At 61.0% G+C, this 21,553-nt stretch carries 15 protein-coding genes and 2 riboswitches; of the genes, 6 read left to right on the forward strand and 9 right to left on the reverse strand.

The annotated features are described in order from the left end of the window. Position 1 precedes the first annotated feature (1 nt). Positions 2-850, reverse strand: coding sequence for a transporter substrate-binding domain-containing protein (locus AC1D1M_RS01105; protein ID WP_477774136.1), 849 nt, complete (start codon positions 848-850; stop codon positions 2-4). Positions 851-1,117: 267 nt separating this feature from the next. Continuing rightward, positions 1,118-1,522, reverse strand: a complete 405-nt coding sequence (locus AC1D1M_RS01110; RefSeq protein ID WP_477774137.1) for a MerR family transcriptional regulator — start codon at positions 1,520-1,522, stop codon at positions 1,118-1,120. Between the two features lie 76 nt (positions 1,523-1,598). On the opposite strand from AC1D1M_RS01110, the gene AC1D1M_RS01115 reads away from it, so the two are divergent. Beyond that, positions 1,599-2,825 carry an NADH:flavin oxidoreductase/NADH oxidase family protein gene (locus AC1D1M_RS01115; RefSeq protein WP_477774138.1) on the forward strand — a complete coding sequence of 409 codons (1,227 nt, stop codon included), beginning with the start codon at positions 1,599-1,601 and terminating at the stop codon, positions 2,823-2,825. Between the two features lie 7 nt (positions 2,826-2,832). Here AC1D1M_RS01115 and AC1D1M_RS01120 read toward each other — a convergent pair whose 3' ends face one another. From AC1D1M_RS01120 to cobW, 5 genes are all read right to left on the reverse strand, one after another. Beyond that, positions 2,833-4,479, reverse strand: a complete 1,647-nt coding sequence (locus AC1D1M_RS01120) for a phospholipase D-like domain-containing protein (protein WP_477774139.1) — start codon at positions 4,477-4,479, stop codon at positions 2,833-2,835. Positions 4,480-4,672: 193 nt separating this feature from the next. After that, positions 4,673-5,218: a vWA domain-containing protein gene (locus AC1D1M_RS01125; RefSeq protein WP_477774140.1), complete on the reverse strand. Its 546-nt coding sequence runs from the start codon at positions 5,216-5,218 to the stop codon at positions 4,673-4,675. Between the two features lie 119 nt (positions 5,219-5,337). Next, the gene (locus tag AC1D1M_RS01130) at positions 5,338-6,345 is read right to left on the reverse strand and encodes a magnesium chelatase ATPase subunit I (protein WP_477774141.1); all 1,008 of its coding nucleotides are present in this window, start codon (positions 6,343-6,345) and stop codon (positions 5,338-5,340) included. A 150-nt stretch (positions 6,346-6,495) separates the two neighbouring features. Then, positions 6,496-10,338 carry a cobaltochelatase subunit CobN gene (gene cobN / locus AC1D1M_RS01135; RefSeq protein WP_477774142.1) on the reverse strand — a complete coding sequence of 1,281 codons (3,843 nt, stop codon included), beginning with the start codon at positions 10,336-10,338 and terminating at the stop codon, positions 6,496-6,498. Between the two features lie 3 nt (positions 10,339-10,341). After that, positions 10,342-11,412, reverse strand: coding sequence for a cobalamin biosynthesis protein CobW (gene cobW / locus AC1D1M_RS01140; protein ID WP_150753465.1), 1,071 nt, complete (start codon positions 11,410-11,412; stop codon positions 10,342-10,344). 102 nt (positions 11,413-11,514) lie between these two features. Further along, a riboswitch (cobalamin riboswitch) is annotated at positions 11,515-11,727 on the reverse strand. Between the two features lie 180 nt (positions 11,728-11,907). Beyond that, a riboswitch (cobalamin riboswitch) is annotated at positions 11,908-12,133 on the forward strand. A gap of 122 nt (positions 12,134-12,255) precedes the next feature. On the opposite strand from cobW, the gene AC1D1M_RS01145 reads away from it, so the two are divergent. The 4 genes from AC1D1M_RS01145 to cobM all read left to right on the forward strand — a co-directional run bounded on the left by AC1D1M_RS01145 (position 12,256) and on the right by cobM (position 14,407). Further along, complete coding sequence (locus tag AC1D1M_RS01145) at positions 12,256-12,447, forward strand: CbtB domain-containing protein (RefSeq protein WP_095941889.1); 192 nt, start codon at positions 12,256-12,258, stop codon at positions 12,445-12,447. A gap of 11 nt (positions 12,448-12,458) precedes the next feature. Further along, positions 12,459-13,166, forward strand: coding sequence for a CbtA family protein (locus AC1D1M_RS01150; RefSeq protein WP_477774143.1), 708 nt, complete (start codon positions 12,459-12,461; stop codon positions 13,164-13,166). Continuing rightward, positions 13,163-13,576, forward strand: coding sequence for a cobalamin biosynthesis protein (locus AC1D1M_RS01155; protein ID WP_477774144.1), 414 nt, complete (start codon positions 13,163-13,165; stop codon positions 13,574-13,576). The genes AC1D1M_RS01150 and AC1D1M_RS01155 overlap by 4 nt, the downstream gene beginning before the upstream one ends. Positions 13,577-13,660: 84 nt before the next feature. Continuing rightward, positions 13,661-14,407, forward strand: coding sequence for a precorrin-4 C(11)-methyltransferase (gene cobM, locus AC1D1M_RS01160; protein ID WP_477774145.1), 747 nt, complete (start codon positions 13,661-13,663; stop codon positions 14,405-14,407). A gap of 71 nt (positions 14,408-14,478) precedes the next feature. On the opposite strand, the gene nfuA is transcribed toward cobM, so the two are convergent. Both nfuA and AC1D1M_RS01170 read right to left on the reverse strand, forming a co-directional pair. Next, positions 14,479-15,063, reverse strand: coding sequence for a Fe-S biogenesis protein NfuA (gene nfuA, locus AC1D1M_RS01165; protein ID WP_007912592.1), 585 nt, complete (start codon positions 15,061-15,063; stop codon positions 14,479-14,481). Positions 15,064-15,279: 216 nt separating this feature from the next. Next, entirely contained in the window at positions 15,280-17,577 is a 2,298-nt protein-coding gene (locus AC1D1M_RS01170; RefSeq protein WP_477774146.1) for a fatty acid cis/trans isomerase, read from the reverse strand. Positions 17,578-17,734: 157 nt separating this feature from the next. On the opposite strand from AC1D1M_RS01170, the gene metH reads away from it, so the two are divergent. After that, positions 17,735-21,445, forward strand: a complete 3,711-nt coding sequence (gene metH, locus AC1D1M_RS01175) for a methionine synthase (protein WP_477774147.1) — start codon at positions 17,735-17,737, stop codon at positions 21,443-21,445. Positions 21,446-21,553: the final 108 nt, after the last annotated feature.

The following is a 21,553-nucleotide window of genomic DNA, read 5'->3' on the forward strand; positions in this document are numbered from 1 at the left end:
ATCATTTGAATTCGACTGGAAAGCCAATCGCCGGCGTTGGCAGATCCACACCGAACCACTGTTTGAACGATGCCGCGTAAGTCGGGAACTCAACGCCGGTCATGGCTTCATGCAGGGCGGTGTTGACAAAGTTCAGCCAGTCCTGATCGCCGCGTTTGACCGCGCACGCATAGGTCTGCGGGCTCCAGGCGTAAGCCGGGCTGCGATAACGGCCAGGGTTCTGCACCATCAGGTACTTCACCGAGGACTGGTCGGTGGCCGCCGCGTCGGCGCGACCGGAGTTCACGGCCTGGTACATCAGGTCCACGCTGTCGTACTGATCGACCTTGGCCTTGGGCAGCGCCTGGTGCACCAGTTCTTCGGCATAGACGTTTTGCAGCACCGCCACGGTGAGACTGTCACCGGCGGCCTTCATGTCATCGATTTCCTTGTATTTGCTGTTCGCCGGCAGCAGCAGGCCGACACCTTCGCGGTAGTACGGCAGGGTGAACGCCACTTGCTGCGCGCGGCTGGCCGTCACGGTGATGAACTGGCAACTGATGTCGACCTTGTCGGTCAGCAGGTTGGGAATCCGCGCATCGGACGACTGCACCACGTACTCAACCTTGCCTGGGTCGTTGAACAAACCCTTGGCGATCATGTGCCCGATATCGATATCGAAACCCTGCAACTTGCCGTCAGCGCCCTGGAAGTGCCACGGCGCGTTGGTGCTGCCGGTGCCTACAATCAGTTTGCCGCGGGCCAGAACGCTGTCGAGCTTGCTGTCCGCTGCCTGGGCCACGCCCATGGCAGCAGCAGAGGCTGCAAACAGAAAAACACACGCTGTGAACAAGGAAGGTCGGCGATGCATGGCAAGCACTCCAGGGTGATGTTTATTCCGCTATACCGGAACTAGGTATGTAACAACGGAATAGACAGCAGAAAGTGTGCCACAGGATGTGGAGGGAAAGTGAGCGAGATTGAAATTTGTTTTGAATCAGGGGGATGCATGCAAACTGGAAAAAACGTTACCAAACGCACGGAACCCTGACCGCTACCGTTGGCTACAAAGGGCGGGTATCTGGTTCACAACCGGGCGTTTGGAGGGCCGGTACGCCGATGAGCAATCCGTTCTGACCTAATGCTTGAATGACGTCATCACCCGTTCAGCATTTTCATCGCAGCTCATGCCTTCAGGCCTGGCTTGAATGGTGTCGATCCAGCCCAGCAACTGCGCCTTGCTATGGGTCAGGTGTCGTTGCATCTCTTCGATCTGCTCGATCTTGCGATGCAGGCCGGCCATCAACTCATCGTGCTTGAACGCGCCCGTCACAGTATCCGGCAGCAACTGCTTGAGTTCCTCCAGGCTGAAACCGGCTTGTTGTGCGCATTGGATGAGTTGCAGGGTTTGCAGCGCCTGTTGCGAGTAACGCCGATAACCATTGGAAGAACGCTCGACCTGCCGGATCAAGCCTTGAGACTCGTAAAAACGGATGCGTGATGCGGTCAACCCGCTCAACTGAGCCAATTCACCAATCTTCATAGGGGCCTCATTTGTTCGCTTGACATTAAAGTTAACTTTAAGCTTAGCCTCTGCTCATCACTTCGAGGAGTCAAGCATGTCACCCTTCCAAACGTTGAATTTGCCCAACGGCCAGACCATCGGCAATCGCATTGCCAAAGCCGCGATAGAAGAGAACCTGGCCAATACCGATCAGGTGCCCGACCAGGCGCTGTTTCGCCTGTATCAGGCCTGGGCCGAAGGCGAGGCCGGCTTGTTGCTGACCGGCAATGTAATGATCGACCGCCGCGCCATGACCGGCCCCGGCGGAGTCGTGCTGGAAGACGAGCGCCACCTGGAACGCTTCCGCCAGTGGGCCAATGCTGGCCGGGCCGGCGGTGCGCATTTCTGGGTGCAGCTCAACCATCCTGGCCGCCAGACCATGGCCAACCTCGGCCAGCAAGCCTTGGCGCCGTCGGCGGTTGCGCTGGATCTCGGTCAGTTTTCGAAGATGTTCGCCGAACCCAAACCCATGAGCGAGGACGACATCCAGGAGGTGATCCGACGCTTCGCCACCAGCGCCGCTCTGGCGGAGAAAGCCGGTTTTACCGGTGTGCAGATCCACGCCGCCCACGGCTACCTGATCAGCCAGTTCCTTTCGCCACTCACCAATCGGCGCACCGATCAATGGGGCGGCTCCCTGGAAAATCGTGCGCGCCTGCTGTTGTCCGTCGTTAAGGCGGTTCGCCAAGCGGTGTCGCCGCAATTTTGTGTGTCGGTGAAGCTCAACTCGGCGGATTTCCAGCGTGGCGGTTTCGATGCCGACGATGCGCGTCAGGTGATCCTGTGGCTTAACGAACAACCGATCGACCTGCTGGAGCTCTCCGGTGGCAGTTACGAAGCGCCGGCCATGCAAGGCGAAGCACGCGACGGCCGGACCCTGGCGCGAGAGGCGTACTTTCTGGAAATGGCCGGTGAACTGGCCAGCGTGGCACGGATGCCGGTGATGGTGACGGGTGGGATCCGGCGTTTGGCAATCGTCGAACAGGTCCTCGACAGCGGCATCGCCATGGCTGGCATCGGCACTGCGCTGGCCGTAGAGCCGCACCTGGTCAAGCACTGGCGCGAAGGCCGGGACAGTCATCCGCAACTGCCGCCGATCCGCTGGAAGCGCAAGCCGCTGGCGGCGCTGGCGAGCATGGCGGTGGTCAAATTCCAGCTGCATCGTTTGAGCCGTGGGCACAAAACCCGACCCAAGGTTTCGGCGTTGCTGGCGTTGATTGTTGATCAGTTATATATCGCCAAACGCACGCGTCAGTATCGCCGGGCCATGAGCGCGCAATGATGGATCGCTATTGGCCGGTAAACCGCAGTCGCGACAACATCCGTAGATTCCCCGCGCGGTAATAGTCATCAGTCCAGCTGTTATCCGTCGCCAACGGCTGGACCTGCTTGAGCGCAAGCTTTTTCGCGAAATAGCGAAAGCGGTAATGCTCGTAGAACCGCAGCAACTCCAGGCCATAACGATCTGCCAGATCGGTATCGCCGCGAATGATCAGATAGTTTTCGTCATTGCCGTTGCTGGCTGCGGCGCTGAGGTTGTGGCTACCGCTGATGATCGTCGGCGCATCACTGGTGAAGTCAGTGACGATGGCTTTGGTGTGCACCAGGATATTGCCCTTCTGACCCTCCCTGCTTTCCTGGAGCCAGCCTTCCAGCCCTTTGTCGAGCAGGGCAACGGTGGTGAATTCAGCGGTGCGGTCGGCGTGAAACCCGGTGATTTCGCTGGCGGTGTTTTGCAGGCCATAGCGCAGGATGTCGTCATGGGGCAAGCCGAGCAAGGCGTTGAGGATGGCATCGGGCAAGGCGAACGCAGTGACGAACAGCACGTCCTTTTTCGCGGCATTGATGATCGAGACGAACTCATCCAGGTCACCCCCGCCCGAGCGCGGCGAGAACCCGGCGAAAAGTGCCTGCGTCGGATCCATCGGGTTGTGCTGCGTGATCCATTGCCGCGTGGCGCCGACATCTGCCGGCGCGCTCCAGACCTGCTCGAAGGTTTGCAGATAACGGGTACTGAGCCGCGTATCGTCCAGCACATGCACCACGTTGGCCTGACGGTAAACGCCGTTGGAGGTGAAGTTGGTGCTGCCGCAGAGCACCGCTTCGGGCTGATGCTGCCCCGCTGCGTCGAGCCGACTCAAGACCATGAACTTGTTGTGAAAGATATTGTGGGTGACCCGCCCGCGTTTGTTCGCCTGGGGGATATTTTTCAGGCTGACCTCGTTGAAGGCGGTAGTGTCTTGGCCCGGTTGCGCATGATAAAGGACGCGCACTTTCACGCCGCGTTCCAGCGCTGCCTCCACTGCGTCGACAATCACCTGCAACTGGTACTCATAGATGGCGATGTCCAGCGCCCACTGGCCATCGACAGCACGCTCGATAAACCCCAACAAGCGCCCGAGCAAACCGTTCTCCAACCATCTACGCGGGGCATCGGGCCAGGCTTCGATGGGCAGCTTGTTCTTTTTGCCAATGAGTGCATCGAGATCGGGAAACTTGCGCTCGAACGCCTGACTGGCGGCTACTGCGCGATTGAAGTTGACACTTTGGTTGCCGGGATGGCCATCGTCGGAGGTGACCGTTACCTCCAGGAACTCACCCAGTTGTGGCGCATTGTGGCTGCCGTAGACCGGGTAGATCCGATAATGGATCGTCATCCCCGGATTGACCGCGTAATCGGCCCAACGGAATTTCTGTAACGGCGCAATATCGCTGGGCGTGGCGTGGAACCGGGGGAAGGTATGGTCCTTGTCCGGGAATGTCAGGCTATTGAACAGAAACATCCAGGGTTTGCTGCCCTGCTGTTTTTCAATGGCAAAACCCAACAGGCCAATGCGACGGGATTCGGCCAGGTCCATGGCCAACAGCACGCCATTGGTGCCGGCGTAAGCCTTGACGCGAAAATCGCCCTGTTCATTGACGGCCAGGATACGCATGGTTCACTCCTGTGATGGATTTGCCCAGTGAGCATAGATCGTCGATGCATTTTTACCCTGACGACCCGGAACCGGATTGATGCCTTCGCGAGCAAGCCGGATCGCCGCACCGCCGCTCCCACACAGGATCTTCGCCAATTCTGATGTGGGAGCAAGCTTGCTCGCGAAGAGGCCAGCACAGACAGCGCAATGCTCAGCCCGGAAGCAGCTCGTCGATATGCCGATAATCCGATTGCAGCTGCGCAGCCAATACTTTGCTGCGCCCAAGACGAATCGGCCCGCGTTCGATGTCGATCACCAGCCCTGGGCATTCGATTGCCGGCAGCATGGACCAGTCCTTCAGCCGCCCATCGGTCACCAATAAAAGTCTTTGCTGTTCCGCCGGAAAGCGTTTTTGCCGCGCGGTCAGCCAGTGCCTCGCCTCACCCAGCGCCGCCAGCAACGGCGTTCCGCCGCCTGCGCCGAGCCCATCGAGCCAATGGCGCAAACCGTTGGAAGCCTTCAACCCTTGCACCTGCCACTTGGGCACCGAGCCGCTGGCGGTCAGCAACGCCAGGCGCGCACGTTGGCGGTAGGCATCGTCGAACAGCTGAGCCAGCAAGCCTTTGGCATCACTCAACGCCTGATGACGGCGGGTCGAAGCCGACGCATCGACAATCACCAACCACAGTTCATGGGGCGAACGGGTGCGCAGTTGATACAACAGATCAGCACGCTGACGGGGCCGACCATTAAGCAAGGTGCCTGGCCAGTTGACCGAACCGTTACGTGCGGCGTGTCGCTTGCCCTGTTTGCCGTGGTCCAGCCGTCCGGCTCGGGGTCTGGCATTCGCCCCCGCGTCGCAGCGAAGGCGAATGCCTAGGGCTTTTTTGGCCAGCTCGGCACTTCACGTCGTGCGCCGACCGCCAGCGCCTGGGCAGGCAATTCGCCCCATTGGCCCTGTCCTTCGCCCGGGTTGGCGTTCTGTGGCTCGGAGGATTGCGCCGCTTGGGATTGCGCAGGAGCCGGTGGTGAGTGCTCGCGACGACGATGGCGCAAGGCGAACTCGGCGACTGCGTCGATATCTTCCTCGGCGATGGCGTTCGCTCCGCGCCAGGCGGCATGAGCCCGTGCGGCACGCAGCCAGACCAGATCGGCGCGCAATCCATCGACGCCGGCAGCAAAGCAGCGTTCGGTGATGTGCGCCAGCGCCTGGTCGTCGAGGGGAATGCTTGCCAGTGCATTGCGTGCGTTCTGGCAACGCTCGCGCAGAGACGCCTGCGCCGACTCCCATTCGGCGCAGAAACCTTGCGGATCGCTATCGAAATCCAGGCGACGGCGGATGATCTGACCGCGCTCGGCCGGCGCGGTGTGTCCACCGAGCGCTACGTTCAAGCCGAAACGGTCAAGTAGTTGCGGACGCAGCTCACCCTCTTCCGGGTTCATGGTGCCAATCAGCACGAATTTCGCCGAGTGCCGATGGGAAATGCCGTCACGCTCGACCAGATTGGTGCCGCTGGCGGCTACATCGAGCAGCAGATCAACGAGGTGATCAGGCAATAGATTGACCTCGTCGACGTAGAGCACGCCACCGTCAGCCTTGGCCAGTACGCCGGGGGAAAACTGTGCGCGACCTTCGCCCAGCGCCGCGTCGAGATCGAGGGTGCCGACCAGGCGCTCTTCGGTGGCGCCCAGCGGCAACGTGACGAACTGACCGCTCGCCAGCAGGTCCGCCAGACCACGGGCCAGGGTCGACTTGGCCATGCCCCGCGGGCCCTCGATCAGCACTCCGCCGATTTTCGGGTCGATGGCGGTCAGGTACAGGGCCAGTTTCAAATCGTCGGCGCCGACCACGGCGGAGAGGGGGAAATGCGGGGTGTCGGTCATTGATTTATCTCGGTCATGGTCGGTGATCTCACAGGCGCCTCAATCCCTGTGGGAGCGAGCTTGCTCGCGATGGCGGCCTGACAGTCGAAGTCGATGTCGACTGTGTTGACGCCTTCGCGGGCAAGCCCGCTCCCACAGGGCTTGCGGTGATTAGCTGTCTTCTTCTATATCGAGCAACAGATTCTCCAGCGCCTCACGGTACTCGCCGGGCTCCTTCCACATCCCCCGTTGTTGCGCCTCGAGCATGCGCTCGGTCATGTCGCGCAAGGCGTGGGGATTGTGTTCGCGGACAAAATCCCGCGTGTTCGGGTCGAGCAAATAGGCATCGGCCAGCAAAGCGTACTGGTGATCATCAATCAACTGCGTGGTGGCGTCGAAGGCGAACAGGTTGTCGACCGTCGCGGCCATTTCAAACGCACCTTTGTAGCCATGACGCTTTACGCCTTCGAGCCACTTCGGATTGGCGGCCCGGGAACGGATCACCCGGTTCAGCTCTTCCTTCAAGGTGCGAATCTTCGGCAGGTCCGGCTGACTGTGGTCGCCATGATAACTGGCCGCCGCCTCGCCTTTCAGGCTTTCCACCGCCGCGAGCATGCCGCCCTGGAACTGGTAGTAATCATTGGAGTCGAGCAAATCGTGCTCGCGGTTATCCTGGTTTTGCAGCACCGCCTGTACCTGGCTCAGACGCTGGCTGAACTGTTCACGAGCAGCGGTGCCTTCGTCGGAACCGCCGTAAGCGTAGCCGCCCCAATTGAGGTAAACCTCGGCCAAGTCCTCGCGGCTCTGCCACAGGCGACCGTCGATGGCGCCCTGCACACCCGCGCCGTAGGCACCGGGTTTGGCCCCGAAAATCCGCCAGCCGGCCTGACGCCGTGCAGCCTCTTCATCGAGCCCCATCTGCAGCAGGGCTGCACGCTCGGCGCGCACCTTGGCCGCCAACGGATTGAGGTCGTCCGGCTCATCAAGATCGGCGACCGCTTGCACCGCCGCGTCAAACAAGCGGATCAAATTGGCAAAGGCATCACGGAAGAAACCAGACACACGCAAGGTCACGTCCACCCGCGGACGGTCAAGCAAACTCAATGGCAGAATCTCGAAATCATCGACCCGCTGGCTGCCGGTGGCCCAGACCGGACGCACGCCCATCAGCGCCATCGCTTGGGCGATGTCATCGCCGCCGGTACGCATGGTCGCGGTGCCCCATACCGACAGACCAAGCTGACGCAAATGATCGCCGTGGTCTTGCAGGTGCCGTTCGAGAATCAGGTTGGCCGACTGGAACCCGATGCGCCACGCCGTGGTGGTCGGCAGGTTGCGCACATCCACCGAGTAAAAGTTGCGCCCGGTGGGCAGTACGTCCAGACGCCCACGACTCGGCGCACCACTGGGGCCGGCCGGAACGAAGCGACCGCTCAGGGCGTCGAGCAAGCCGCGCATTTCCGCCGGACCGCAGGCGTCCAGACGCGGGGCGACCACCTCGCGCAGGCCATCGATAATGGCTTGCACCTCAATCCAGTCCGCCTCCAGTAGGAGCGAGCCTGCTCGCGATGGTGTGTCAGCCACATTGATGTCAACTGACACACCATCGCGAGCAGGCTCGCTCCTACAGGGGCTATTCAATGCATCCGAAATCAACTGCGCGGCAAACAGCTCCAGGCGCTCGCGGGTATCCCCCGCTGTGCGCCAAGACTCGTCGCAGATAAGCAAAAGAGGCTCGGGACGCGGCCCGGTCCAAGGCTCGGCCAGCGCACAATCCAGTGGATCGAAGCCCAACGCGAAGGCCTTGGCCAGTGCCCGCAGCAGACTCGATTGCGCACCCCGGCCATCGCCCCTTGGTATTCGCAACAAGGCCAGCAAGGTGTCGATACGCAAACGCCCGGTGGGCGATTCGCCGAACACATGCAGGCCGTCGCGGATCTGCGACTCTTTCAAATCGCACAGGTAAGTGTCGAGTCGCGGCAACCAGATCGCTGCATCGGCATCGCTGTCGAGTTGTTCGTCCAGTTGCAGTTCACGGTCGATGTGCGTGTCGCGCACCAGTTGCAGGATGTCGCGCTGCAACTCTCGGGCGCGACGCGGATCGAGCAACTGCGCTTCGTAATACTCGTCGGCCAACAGTTCGAGATTGCGCAGCGGGCCATAGGTTTCAGCGCGGGTCAGCGGTGGCATCAGGTGATCGATGATCACCGCCTGGGTGCGCCGCTTGGCCTGGGCGCCCTCGCCCGGGTCGTTGACGATGAACGGATAGATGTTCGGCAACGGACCGAGCAGTGCATCCGGCCAGCAGTTTTCCGACAACCCCACTCCCTTGCCCGGCAGCCATTCGAGGTTGCCGTGCTTGCCGACGTGGATCACGCCGTGGGCGCCATAGGTGTGGCGCAGCCAGAAGTAAAACGCCAGGTAGCCGTGGGGCGGCACCAGGTCCGGGTCGTGATACACCGCGCTCGGGTCGACCTGATAACCCCGCGCCGGTTGAATGCCGACGAAGGTCAGGCCAAAACGCAGGCCGGCGATCATCATCCTTCCGCTGCGACACATCGGGTCATTTTCCGGCGCGCCCCAACGTTCGAGCACTGCTGCGCGGTTGGCTTCGGGCAGAGCATTGAACATCGCCAGATAATCATCCATCCCCAGGCTTTGCTGGCACGGACGCAGGTCGAGCGTGTCGAGATCGTTGCTGACGCCGCCCAGCAACTGCTGGATCAGCGCGGTGCCGCTGTCCGGCAATTCAGCCGGCAACGGATAACCTTCGGCATGCAGCGCCCGCAGGATATTCAGCGCCGCGGCCGGGGTATCGAGACCGACACCGTTGCCGATGCGACCGTCGCGGGTCGGGTAATTGGCGAGAATCAAGGCAATGCGTTTATCCGCATTGGGCACCCGCGCCAGATCGACCCAGCGCCGCGCCAGTTCGGCAACGAAATCCATGCGCTCCGGTTGTGGCCGGTAGCAGACTACATCCGACTGACTGCGCTCACTGCGCCACGCCAGATCCTTGAAACTGATCGGGCGGCTGATGATGCGCCCGTCCAGTTCCGGCAAGGCTATGTGCATCGCGAGGTCACGGGGGCCAAGCCCCTGTTCGCTGGCACGCCAACCGGGTTCGTTGTCTTGGGCGCAAATCGCCTGGATCACCGGAATGTTGCGGCGGAACGGCCGCAGATGCGGTGCTTCGGGACTGGACTGGGCGAAGCCGGTGGTGTTCAGAATCACCGAGACGCTGGCCTCGTCGAACCAGTCCTCGACCACGCAAAGGCAGCCGGGCTCTTTCAGGCTGGCCAGCGCAATCGGCAACGGATTCAACCCCGCCGCCTGCAAACGCTGGCAAAAAACATCAATGAAAGCGGTATTCGCTGCCTGCAAATGCGAGCGGTAAAACAACACCGCCGCCACCGGTTGATCGGCGTGCCACTCGGTTTGCCAGTCGCTCAGTGCAGCGGAGTGTTTGTGCGGATGGTAAATCGCCGTGCGCGGCAGGGTTTGCGGCTCGTCCCAGCTGTAATCACGCGCCAGCCAGCGGTTGGCCAGACAGCGGAAAAAATCCAGGGCGTTGCCCATGCCGCCCTGACGCAGAAACTGCCAGAGCCGATCACGATCCTCGGCACCGACGGTGCTCAAGTCACTGAGCTCCGGGTCCGGGCGATCATCGCCCGGCACCAGAATCACCTGCACGCCGCGCTGCGACAGCTCGACCAGGCGCTCGATGCCGTAACGCCAATAGGCGATGCCGCCATGCAGCGAAATCAGGATCACCCTGGCATGACGCAGCACTTCATCGACGTACAAATCGACCGAGGCATGGTTCTGCACCTGCATCGGGTTGGCCAGGCGTACGCTCGGGTAATCGTCGGGTAGCTTCTGCGCCGCTTCGGCGAGCAGTGCCAGGCTAGAGTCGCCGCTGCACAGGATCACCAGCTCGGCGGGGGTTTGTCCAAGGTCGGCAATGTTGTCATCCGACACGAAACCGCCGGGCTGGGTCCTGAGCAGGTGCATGGCTTACACGCTGAGCGCGGCGCGCAATTGCGCTTCGAGAACAGTGGCGTCCAGTTCCTGGCCGATCAGCACCAGGCGGGTTACGCGTGCTTCTTCGGCGCCCCACTGGCGGTCGAAGTGCTTGTCAAAACGCGTGCCCACGCCCTGGATCAGCAGGCGCATCGGTTTGTTCGGGATCGCCGCAAAACCCTTGACCCGCAGGATGCCGTGCTGGACCACCAGTTGGGTCAGCGCGTCCAGCAGCAGGCTTTCGTCGGCTTGCGGCAATTCGATTGAGATCGAATCGAAGGCGTCGTGATCGTGGTCATCATGATCGTCGTCGCCATCGTGATGATGGTCATGGTGGCTGTGACGGCTGTCGATGTGTTCTTCGGAGCCGGCACCCAGGCCGATCAGCACGTCCAGCGGCAGGCGACCGCTGCTGGCTTCGATGATTTTCACCGCTGGCGGCAATTCCTCGGCGACTTCCAGGCGCACGCGGGCCAGGTCCGCCGGGTTGATCAGGTCGGCTTTGTTGAGGATCACCAGGTCAGCGCTGGCCAATTGGTCGGCGAACAGTTCGTGCAGCGGCGATTCATGGTCCAGGTTCGGGTCGAGTTTGCGCTGGGCGTCGACCTGGTCGGGAAACGCGGCGAAGGTGCCGGCGGCCACGGCCGGGCTGTCGACCACGGTGATCACCGCATCCACCGTGCAGGCACTGCGGATTTCCGGCCACTGGAAGGCCTGCACCAGCGGCTTGGGCAGCGCCAGACCGGACGTTTCGATGAGAATGTGATCGAGATCGCCGCGACGGGCCACCAATTCGCGCATCACCGGAAAGAATTCTTCCTGAACCGTGCAGCACAGGCAGCCGTTGGCCAGCTCATAGACACGGCCGTTGGCTTCTTCTTCGGTGCAACCGATGGAGCACTGCTTGAGGATTTCGCCATCGATGCCCAATTCACCGAATTCATTGACGATCACCGCGATGCGGCGCCCCTGGGCGTTGTCGAGCATGTGGCGCAGCAGCGTGGTTTTGCCCGAGCCGAGAAAGCCGGTGACGATGGTGACAGGGAGTTTGGCCAGTGTTTTCATCGGATGCCCTATGGCTTAGGTGGCGGGCATACGGGACGACAACCGGCGACGCGGGCGCGCGTGCCTGAAGAGTTCGCCACCGGATCACCCCGCCCGGTTGTAGTGAGAATCTGTGACGAGGCAGGTCTCCTGGCTGACGGTGTGCCGGCCTTGAGCCTGGCATTCGCTGCGCCTTCCCGCCGGCCTCATGGATTGAGTCAGCAGTGGCGTGGCAACGAACATCACCGTTCACAGTTGCGGGGGCAGCCGCGGCATCGACCGCGTTCCCTTCTTAGCTTCGACAAACGCCGAAGAACCTCGAAAGCGCAAGGCTACGCATGGTGGGAAGACCGGTCAATCACTGTAGGAGCTGCCGAAGGCTGCGATCCTTTGATTTTGCTTTTAAAAACAAGATCAAAAGATCGCAGCCTTCGGCAGCTCCTACAAAGAGCCGGGCATCATTCAGCTTCAAGTGAGAACCCTTGCCAATTGACGCCCAGCCCCCGGCCATGCTCTCCTACACGCCTTGTTACGGGTGCCCTTCACAGGGTGAAACGGGAAACCGGTGAATCATGTGCTTTACTCTTAAGCCATGTCAGTCCGGTGCTGCCCCCGCAACGGTAAGCGAGCGAAGCGTCAGATCCACTGTGCCAATACGGTATGGGAAGGTGATGTTTTCAGGTTCAGGCGCAAGCCTTTACCCCTCGTGAGCCCGGAGACCGGCCCGCAACACAAAGTGACGAGTACGATCACTGAACCAACAAACCCGCGGTGGGCGGGCGCTGTTTGAACCTCTGCGCGCATGGTCGTGCGGGGGTTTGCATGCGCTCTTATTCCCCCGCTGACAGACCAGAGGGAAACGCCATGTCGATCATCAGCAGCGCCGAACACACAGCCGCGAGCACCACCTCAACCCTGACCCAACGTCTGACCGCCGCCGTCTGCGCGTCGATCCTGGGTGCGTGCCTGGTGTATTTCGCCGGTTTCTCGCACATCGAAGCGGTGCACAATGCCGCCCACGATACCCGCCACAGCTCCGCGTTCCCGTGCCATTGAGAGCGGTCGACATGATCAAGCGTATTGCGCAAACCGCAGGTTTCACCGGGCTGCTTGCCGCCCTGTTGCTGACCCTGCTGCAAAGCTTCTGGGTCGCTCCGCTGATTTTGCAGGCCGAAACCTACGAAAAAGCCGAACCGGCTGCCGTTGAAATGCATGAACACGCCGACGGTGCCATGGCTGCCCACACCCACGATGCCGAAGCCTGGGAGCCGGAAGACGGCTGGCAGCGCGTGCTGTCGACCACCGGCGGCAACCTGGTGGTAGCGGTCGGTTTCGCCCTGATGCTGGCCGGCCTGTACACCTTGCGTGCGCCGACCAAAACCTCCCAGGGCCTGCTCTGGGGCCTGGCCGGTTACGCGACGTTCGTGCTCGCGCCGACCCTCGGCCTGCCACCTGAATTGCCCGGCACTGCCGCCGCCGATCTGGCACAACGGCAACAGTGGTGGATCGGTACCGCCGCCTCCACCGCCGCGGGTATCGCGCTGATCGTATTCAGCCGTCACTGGCTGATGAAAGTCCTCGGTGCGGCGATCCTCGCCGTTCCCCATGTGATTGGCGCACCGCAACCGGAAGTGCATTCGATGCTCGCTCCGGAAGCACTGGAAGCCCAGTTCAAAATCGCTTCGCAACTGACCAACGTGGCGTTCTGGCTGGCCCTGGGCCTGATCAGCGCCTGGTTGTTCCGTCGCAAAAGCGATGGCCAATACCACGCATGACTGACGTCAGCACTGCGCCGACCCTGGTGGTCGGCCTGGGCTGCCAGCGGGGCTGCCCCGTCAGCACGTTGCTGGCGCTGCTCGATCAGGCGTTGGAGGCACACCAGATTGCTCGTCATGAAATCAAGGCGCTGGCCAGCATCGATTCTAAGCGCGACGAACCTGCGCTGATCGAACTGGCTCAGCAGCTTGGCCTGGAATTGATGTATTTCAGCAGTGAACAACTGGCCCCTTATGAACCGCAACTCAGTCATCAATCGCAAATAGCGTTTGAACGCACCGGTTGCTACGGCGTGGCGGAAAGCGCCGCACTGGCCCTGGCGGAACAACTGGCCCAGGCCCCGGCAAAACTGCTGATTCCACGGCAAAAATACGCCCAGGCAACACTGGCATTGGCCGGCGCGGCATAAAAACCCCGATAATCCCCACCGTTGATCATGAACATTCTTCATCTGAAGCCCTGTTCAGCCCCTTTTTTCCCACAGGAACCGACGATGACCGTCTACTTCATTGGCGCAGGTCCCGGCGACCCCGAACTGATTACCGTCAAGGGCCAGCGGCTGATTCGCAACTGTCCGGTGATCATTTATGCCGGCTCCCTGGTGCCTGCCGCCGTACTGGAAGGTCATTGTGCCGAGCAGGTAGTCAACAGCGCCGAACTGCACCTGGAACAGATCATCGACCTGATCAAGACCGCCCACGCCAAAGGTCAGGATGTTGCCCGGGTGCACTCCGGAGATCCGAGCCTGTATGGCGCCATTGGCGAGCAGATTCGCTATCTGCGTGAGCTGAACATTCCGTTCGAAATCATCCCCGGCGTGACTGCCACAGCCGCGTGTGCCGCGCTTTTGGGCGCAGAACTGACGCTGCCGGACGTTTCACAGAGCGTGATCCTGACTCGCTACGCCGACAAAACCGCCATGCCGCCCGGAGAGGAATTCTCCAGCCTGGCACAGCACGGCGCGACCATGGCGATTCATTTGGGGGTCAATCACCTGGCGAAGATCGTTGAAGAACTGCTGCCGCATTACGGCGCCGATTGCCCAATTGCGGTGGTTCACCGCGCGAGCTGGCCGGATCAGGATTGGGTGGTGGGAACGCTTGAGGATATTGCCGGGAAAGTTGAAGCCAAGGGCTTTCGCCGTACGGCGTTGATTCTGGTGGGTCGGGTGCTGGGCAGCGATCATTTCAGTGAATCATCGCTGTATCGCGCGGGGCATGCACATCTCTATCGCCCTTAAAATCTTTTATGCTTCACCCATAAAAAAACGGCGCTCACGGGGCGCCGTTTTTTCGTTTCGCAGCGAACACCTTAGTAGTAGGCGTTTTCTTTCTGCGTGTGGTCGGTCACGTCGCGAACGCCCTTGAGCTCGGGAATACGCTCGAGCAAGGTGCGTTCGATGCCTTCCTTCAGCGTCACGTCAGCCTGGCCGCAGCCCTGGCAACCACCGCCGAACTGCAGGACGGCAATGCCGTCTTCGACCACGTCGATCAGGCTGACCTGACCGCCGTGGCTGGCCAGCCCCGGGTTGATCTCGGTTTGCAGGTAGTAGTTGATGCGCTCGTTGACCGGGCTGTCAGCGTTGACCATCGGTACTTTGGCGTTTGGCGCCTTGATGGTCAGCTGGCCGCCCATGCGGTCGGTGGCGTAGTCGACAACTGCATCGTCCAGGAAGGCTTCGCTGAAGTGGTCGATGTACGCGGTGAAGCTTTTCAGCCCCAGCGCGGTGTCTTCGGGTTTTTCTTCGCCCGGCTTGCAGTAGGCAATGCAGGTTTCGGCGTACTGGGTGCCAGGCTGGGTGATGAAGACGCGGATGCCGATGCCCGGGGTGTTCTGCTTGGAGAGCAGATCAGCCAGATAATCGTGGGCGGCGTCAGTGATGGTAATAGCGGTCATGGAAACTCCTCGCAGGCTTGGGCGCAGTTTACGCCAATCAACGCGCCGGACAAAGTCCTAGTATTTTTGTCGGGAAAGATTTCGATATTCCCCTGATTTTCTGTAGGAGCGAGCTTGCTCGCGATGGTCGCCAACGATAACGCGCACTCCCGGGTTTGCGCGGCGCACTTGAGAGCATCGCGAGCAAGCTCGCTCCTACAGGGGATCGGCGATTATTCAAAGGTTCTCGTAGCGATTCATGTCCAGCACGCCCTCTTCCACCGGATCGGTTTCGTGGATGTAGCGGCTCAGGTCATGGAAATAAGGCCAGAATTGCGGATGACTGCGCCGTATTCCCCAACGTTCGACGATTTTTTCGAAACTGTCGGTGTCCTTCGCGCTTTCCATCGCATCCACAAACGCCGGCACTTGCCCGGCCGGAATGCTGAACATGAAGTTCGGGTAGCTACTGAGCACGCCCGGGAAAATCGTCAGAGTGTCGAGCCCTGGCTGATAGCGCAGCGATTCGCCGAGCAGGAACGCCACATTGCTGTGGGCTCGATTGCGCAGCAGACTGTAGACCTCACGCTTGCCGCTGCTGGTTTCGATACGTAGCAGGGTCGCTTCCGGCAGCTGATCAATCACTTTCAACCCGGCCGCCGGACGCGAGGTCATTCGGCTTAGCGTCTGTTCGGCACTTTGCAGGTCCGGATCGATGTTCGGCCGCGAACAGTAAGCGCCGTCGCAGCGGTTGATCGGGTCGGGTCTGGCATTGAGATCGCCATAACGGGCCAGCAACTGCATGGCAAAGTCGCGCTTGGGATCCTGCGGATTCAGCTTCAGCGCGGTCGGTTTGTCGTTGTCGATGGACTCGTAGTCCAGCCACATTTTGAATTTGCCACTGTTCTGATACCAGTCGTCGAGGTAGCCATCCCGGGAGTCGGCGGGCATCAGGCGCAGGAAGTTCTGCTCGGCACCATTGCGAATCAGATCAAAATACAGGCGCGTCTGGGCCTGGTGGGACACGTTGCCGAACACGTCGAAGTTCACTGCCAGTTGATAGTAGGTGCGCTCCAGCAGCGGATAGTCGAACAGCCATATCGTTTGCGGCACGTCGCCGATCAGGCCTTTGGTCACCGAAGCACTGTCGAAATGGCGGAAGATGCTCAGCAGCGCATTGTCATTGCCGGCCCACAGGGCCGACCAGCTCGGCGCCGGCTGGTCGGCGTAGCTGTCCCGGCGCAAGGCTTCGTATTCATTTCGCTTGTCGCGGTAGTCGTGCCACAGGCTGAGGACGCTGCCGACATCATCGTTCTGCCCCGGCATCGCCAGCAGCGGCGTAGCCTGCCCGCGATAGTTCGGATCGGTGACATAGAGATCGTGCTCGGGCGCCTGGAACAGCGCCCAGAAATTATCGCGGATCACGTCCGTGGCGATCTGTCCGCGGCACACCGGGCCGCGGATAAAGGTGCGCACAAAGTACTCGGCGTTATCGAGCATGAACTGATAGCGCGCCTGGGCCGGAATCGCTTCGAAGGTGGCAAACGGGTTGGCCCGGCTCTGTGGCCCATAGCCCGGCAACGCGTCGACCTGCCAGTTGCCGCTGTAGAACAGGCTCTTGACCCGCGCCAGCTTCGTCGAACTCAGCGGATAAGTGATGTGGGTCTTGTGCACGATCACGCCCTGCACCGGCCACAAGCGATAGTAGAACTGCGTGCCCGGATCATCGTTCGGACGACGGGTGTTGATCAGGTCAATCGGCTGGCCGGTCGGGGTGCGCGAACGCACCCACTGGAAGAAATGCCCAGGCTCGCCGTCCTTGAAGTAGAGATGGGCGAGGAACCAGTGCTCGTACAGCCAGCGCCCCACCAGGCTTTCCCGGGCGCCCGGCGAATTGAGCAGGTTTTCCCACTGGAGCACTTGCTGGGCTTCATTAGCGCTGGGGGCCAGGCCCTGCTGATCGATGGGTGCTCCGGCCGCCAGCCAGCGTTGCAGCGTCTGGTACTGCTGGTCGGTCAGACCGGTCACTGCCAGCGGCATGCCCTCCTTCGGATGCTTGGCGGCATAGCCGTCGAACTCCCCGGGCATGGCACACATGTTTTCCCGGTTCAGCCCCAGGACGATGTCTTCAGGCAATTTGGCATTGGGTTGCAACGGGGTGTTGTGGCCCAGTTCCAGCATCCGCGCCATCAATGCGGCCTGGCTGCCCTGGGCATCGAGCACTGAATAGAAGCCTTTTTGCTGCCAGGCCTGTTTGCCGGAGGCGTCATAGAACAGTCGGGTCGGCGCAACGGCCTGGCGGCGGTCACCGTCGTAGACCGGGATTTTCGTCGCGCCCCGTGCCGCGCCCTCGCCGCTGCCCAGGTTGAGCTGACAGGCGGCGTCGTTGCAGGCGTGGCAGGCCACGCACTTTTCAGTGAAGATCGGTTGAATGTCGCGGCTGTATGAAATGGCAGAGGAAATCGCCGGACTTTGCGCCAGAGCGCCCCAGCTTAAAAACAGCAGTAATGTGCTGATGACGAAGCGATACGACATGTCCCTGGTCCTGAATCCTGAAAAAAACGCCGCGATTCTACCGGTCTGTCATCCCTCCCAACATGAACGATATTCATGCAAAACCGAGTCATGCTCTAAAAGCGCACAGGTTTGCTATCATCCCGGCCCTTCGTCATGGTCTTACCGAGTAGTCCAAATGTCCGATCGCAGCGTTCGCCTTCAAGCTCTCAAGCACGCCCTCAAAGAGCGCATCCTGATTCTCGATGGCGGTATGGGCACGATGATCCAGAGCTACAAGCTCGAAGAGCAGGATTACCGTGGCAAACGCTTCGCTGATTGGCCAAGCGATGTCAAAGGCAACAACGACCTGTTGGTACTGACTCGCCCGGACGTGATTGGCGGCATTGAAAAAGCCTACCTGGACGCCGGCGCCGACATTCTGGAAACCAACACCTTCAACGCCACCCAGATTTCCCTGGCTGACTATGGCATGCAGGGCCTGGCGTACGAGTTAAACGTAGAAGGCGCACGCCTGGCGCGCAAGGTCGCTGACGCCAAGACCCTGGAAACCCCGGACCGACCACGCTTCGTCGCCGGCGTGCTCGGTCCTACAAGTCGCACCTGCTCGTTGTCCCCGGACGTGAACAACCCCGGCTACCGCAACGTGACCTTCGATGAGCTGGTGGAAAACTACACCGAGTCCACCAAAGGCCTGATCGAAGGCGGCGCCGACCTGATCCTGATCGAAACCATTTTCGACACCCTGAACGCCAAGGCCGCGATCTTCGCCGTACAAGGCGTGTTCGAAGAACTGGGCATCGAACTGCCGATCATGATTTCCGGCACCATCACCGATGCCTCGGGCCGTACCCTGTCGGGCCAGACCACCGAAGCGTTCTGGAACTCCGTGGCCCACGCCAAGCCGATTTCCGTCGGCCTGAACTGCGCCCTCGGCGCCCGCGAATTGCGCCCGTACCTCGAAGAGCTGTCGAACAAGGCCAACACCCACGTTTCCGCGCACCCGAACGCCGGCCTGCCGAACGAATTCGGCGAGTACGACGAACTGCCATCGGAAACCGCCAAGGTCATCGAAGAATTCGCCCAGAGCGGCTTCCTCAACATCGTCGGCGGCTGCTGCGGCACCACGCCGGGCCACATCGAGGCCATCGCCAAGGCCGTGGCCGGTTATGCGCCGCGCGAGATTCCGGACATCCCGAAGGCTTGCCGCCTCTCGGGCCTTGAGCCGTTCACCATCGATCGCAACTCGCTGTTCGTCAACGTCGGCGAGCGGACCAACATCACTGGCTCCGCCAAATTCGCCCGCCTGATCCGTGAAGACAACTACACCGAAGCCCTGGAAGTCGCCCTGCAGCAGGTCGAAGCCGGCGCCCAGGTGATCGACATCAACATGGACGAAGGGATGCTCGATTCGAAGAAGGCCATGGTGACCTTCCTCAATCTGATTGCCGGCGAACCGGACATCTCTCGCGTACCGATCATGATCGACTCCTCCAAGTGGGAAGTGATCGAAGCCGGCCTCAAGTGCATCCAGGGCAAGGGCATCGTCAACTCGATCAGCATGAAAGAAGGCGTCGAGCAGTTCATCCATCACGCCAAACTGTGCAAGCGCTACGGCGCCGCCGTGGTAGTGATGGCTTTCGACGAAGCCGGCCAGGCCGACACCGAAGCGCGCAAGAAGGAAATCTGCAAACGTTCCTACGACATTCTGGTCAACGAAGTGGACTTCCCGCCGGAAGACATCATCTTCGATCCGAACATCTTTGCCGTCGCCACCGGTATCGAAGAACACAACAACTACGCCGTCGATTTCATCAATGCCTGTGCCTACATCCGTGACGAACTGCCGTATGCGCTGACCTCCGGTGGCGTGTCCAACGTGTCGTTCTCGTTCCGTGGCAACAACCCGGTGCGCGAGGCGATTCACTCGGTGTTCCTGCTGTACGCGATCCGCAACGGCCTGACCATGGGTATCGTCAACGCCGGGCAACTGGAGATCTACGACCAGATCCCGGCGGAACTGCGCGACGCCGTCGAAGACGTGATCCTCAACCGCACCCCGGAAGGCACCGACGCCCTCCTCGCCATCGCCGACAAGTACAAGGGCGACGGCAGCGTCAAGGAAGCCGAGACCGAAGAGTGGCGCAACTGGGACGTCAACAAGCGCCTGGAGCACGCACTGGTCAAGGGCATCACCACCCACATCGTCGAAGACACCGAAGAGTCGCGCCAGTCCTTCGCTCGCCCGATCGAAGTGATCGAAGGCCCGCTGATGGCCGGCATGAACATCGTCGGCGACCTGTTCGGCGCCGGCAAAATGTTCCTGCCTCAAGTGGTGAAATCCGCCCGTGTCATGAAACAGGCCGTGGCCCACTTGATCCCGTTCATCGAACTGGAAAAAGGCGACAAGCCGCAAGCCAAGGGCAAGATCCTGATGGCGACCGTGAAAGGCGACGTGCACGACATCGGCAAGAACATCGTTGGCGTCGTGCTGGGCTGCAACGGCTATGACATCGTCGACCTCGGCGTGATGGTGCCGGCGGAAAAAATTCTGCAAGTGGCCAAGGAACAGAAGTGCGACATCATCGGCCTGTCCGGCCTGATCACCCCATCGCTGGATGAGATGGTCCACGTTGCCCGCGAAATGCAGCGCCAGGACTTCCATCTGCCGTTGATGATCGGTGGCGCCACCACCTCCAAGGCGCACACGGCGGTGAAGATCGAACCCAAGTACAGCAACGACGCGGTGATCTATGTCACCGACGCCTCCCGCGCCGTGGGCGTGGCGACGCAGTTGCTGTCCAAGGAGCTCAAGGCCGGTTTCGTCGAGAAAACCCGCCAGGACTACATCGAGGTTCGCGAGCGCACCGCCAACCGCAGCGCCCGCACCGAGCGCCTGAGCTATGGCGCGGCCATCGCCAAGAAGCCGCAATTCGACTGGGCGACCTACACGCCGGTCAAACCGACTTTCACCGGCACGCGGGTACTGGACAACATCGACCTCGACGTTCTGGCCGAGTACATCGACTGGACGCCGTTTTTCATATCCTGGGACCTGGCCGGCAAGTTCCCGCGCATCCTCCAGGACGAAGTGGTCGGCGAAGCGGCCACCTCGCTGTACAACGATGCAAGGGAAATGCTGCGCAAATTGATCGACGAAAAGCTGATCAGCGCCCGCGCAGTGTTCGGTTTCTGGCCGGCCAACCAGGTGCATGACGATGACATCGAGCTCTATGGCGATGACGGCAAGCCAATGGCCAAGCTGCATCATTTGCGCCAGCAGATCATCAAGACCGACGGCAAGCCGAACTTCTCCCTGGCCGACTTCGTCGCGCCGAAAAACAGTGAAGTGACTGACTACGTGGGTGGTTTCATCACCACCGCGGGGATCGGCGCCGAAGAAGTGGCCAAGGCCTATCAGGACGCCGGCGACGACTACAACTCGATCATGGTCAAGGCCCTGGCCGACCGCCTGGCCGAGGCTTGCGCCGAGTGGCTGCACCAGCAGGTGCGTAAAGACTACTGGGGTTATGCCAAGGATGAAGTGCTGGATAACGAGGCGTTGATCAAGGAGCAATACACCGGCATCCGTCCAGCACCGGGCTACCCGGCCTGCCCGGACCACACCGAGAAAGCCCAGCTGTTCGCCCTGCTCGATCCAGAGGCCCAGGAAATGCGCGCCGGCCGCAGCGGCGTGTTCCTCACCGAGCACTACGCGATGTTCCCGGCGGCAGCGGTCAGCGGCTGGTACTTCGCGCACCCGCAGGCGCAGTACTTCGCTGTGGGCAAGATCGACAAGGACCAGGTGCAGAGCTACACCTCGCGTAAAGGCCAGGAGTTGAGCGTAACCGAACGCTGGCTGGCGCCGAACCTGGGTTACGACAACTGAGTGACCCACTGTGGGAGCGAGCTTGCTCCGGGCGGCGTTCCGACGATGACGGAGTAACATTCAACATTAATGTTGACTGATAGACCGCTATCGCGAGCAAGCTCGCTC

This window comes from Pseudomonas sp. P1_F7 (assembly GCF_056405655.1).